Genomic DNA, 1,385 nt, shown 5'->3' with positions numbered 1-1,385 from the left:
CCCTCAGGCCAGCCGTGAGGAGCGCCTGGCCGCCGCCGAGGCTTGGGCCAAGCAGAGTGTCGAGCGCTGGATCGGTGAGGGCTGTAACTCCGAGAAAGCGCGGTACCGGATATTGCAAACCGTGGTGGACCACGATGTCGCGCTAGCCAAAGACCAGATGCAGGGGTATGCCGACGCGGGAGAGGATTAGTTGGACGGCGTACAACCGGCCAGTATGGTGCTCGGTCCAGGGGGAGCACGCTAAGGTACATTTCCCAATCCAGGCCTGAGGGGTAATCAACGATGACCGAACCCAATAATAAGCACGAGAAAATGCGCGAGTCCTTCAGGCAAGACGCCCTGGAGGCCTGGGAGGATTATCTTGCTACCGGCCACCACGCGAGCATGGCCGAGGTTGAACGCTGGCTGGCCAGCTGGGGATCGGATGAGGATATCCCCGCCCCCTATCCTGCCTGAGCGGGCTTTGCCCTCTCAGTCTTCGGTTGGAGGCCATTGCTGTGCCGCGTGCAGCACACGCAGTATCCGGACGGTAAAAGCGTCCTCAGCGTAGACGATGATGTAATTCGCCCAGGCGACCAGCTCCCTGGTTCCCTCGACGCGACCGGGGCGTCCCATTCCCGGGAAGCCCGGCAGGTTTGCAGCCTTCGCCTCGATGTCATCCTTCATGCGCTGGGCAGCATCGGGATTATCGTCAGAGATGTAATCGACGATCGCCAGAAGATCCGCACGCGCCAGTTCCAGCCATGCCAGTTCAGGCACGGCGACGTTTCTTGTCGATCAAGGCCTGGGCCTCATCCATGACCTGCTGATGCGGTATGGTGGGCCCCGTGTCCGCCAGAGCCGCCTTCACCTTGTCGCGGAACCAGGCGTCATGAGTATCCGGGTCTGCCGTCAGGCCGACGGGTAACCCGCCCTCCTTGGTTATGCGAGTCAACAGAATGCGGACCGCATCCGATACGGTCAGGCCGAAGCCGGCGAGCTTTTCTGCCGCTTCTGCTTTCAGTTCGTCATCGACCCGGACGTGCAGCATTGAAGTGTGAGCCATGGCGGTTCTCCGGTTGGTAGTCACAGCCGCATTGTCGTATCTCAATTGCGATACAGTCAAGGTGCCAGGATCGGGGTTTCGAATCCCTCCCTTCCAATTAACCGGCAAACGAAGATTGTCCTCTTGCCCCGGGTTATCAGGAAAACATCACTGCCGGAACAGGTCAGCGTGAGTACCGGTCCGCGCCAGGTGTAATTCGTCCCCTTCGATCCGGTATAGCAGCAGCCAATCGGGTTCGATATGCGCGTCCCGGTAACCCTTCCAGTCCCCTCGCAAGGGGTGATCGAGGTAGGTGCGTATTCCAGACCAAGCCTGCCACTGATTCCACGCGAAGCCTGCC

General features: G+C 60.3%; 5 protein-coding genes. 2 read left to right on the top strand and 3 right to left on the bottom strand.

What is annotated here, in order from left to right; all coding sequences use genetic code 11:
* On the top strand, window positions 1-190 hold a 190-nt coding region (locus G533_RS24870), incomplete at its 5' end, for a hypothetical protein (protein WP_035529369.1).
* A gap of 92 nt (window positions 191-282) precedes the next feature.
* Window positions 283-456 (top strand): transcriptional regulator, encoded by a 174-nt coding sequence (locus tag G533_RS24725; RefSeq protein WP_144079975.1) that lies wholly within the window; start codon window positions 283-285, stop codon window positions 454-456.
* Between the two features lie 15 nt (window positions 457-471).
* Here the strand turns inward: G533_RS24725 and G533_RS0119370 are convergent, their stop codons facing one another.
* From G533_RS0119370 to G533_RS23105, 3 genes are all read right to left on the bottom strand, one after another.
* On the bottom strand, window positions 472-759 hold the full coding sequence (locus tag G533_RS0119370; RefSeq protein WP_027951308.1) for a type II toxin-antitoxin system RelE/ParE family toxin: 288 nt from the start codon (window positions 757-759) through the stop codon (window positions 472-474).
* Entirely contained in the window at window positions 752-1,045 is a 294-nt protein-coding gene (locus tag G533_RS0119365) for a type II toxin-antitoxin system RelB/DinJ family antitoxin (RefSeq protein ID WP_027951307.1), read from the bottom strand. The genes G533_RS0119370 and G533_RS0119365 overlap by 8 nt, the downstream gene beginning before the upstream one ends.
* A 147-nt stretch (window positions 1,046-1,192) precedes the next feature.
* Window positions 1,193-1,385 (bottom strand): type II toxin-antitoxin system YafQ family toxin (locus tag G533_RS23105; protein WP_205622672.1); only part of this gene is annotated, 193 nt, incomplete at its 5' end.

Origin of the sequence: Haliea salexigens DSM 19537, from assembly GCF_000423125.1 — a bacterium.
GTDB lineage: Bacteria > Pseudomonadota > Gammaproteobacteria > Pseudomonadales > Halieaceae > Haliea > Haliea salexigens.
Note: the sequence above shows the minus strand (reverse complement) of the source record. Positions and strands in the feature narration are given on the sequence as shown.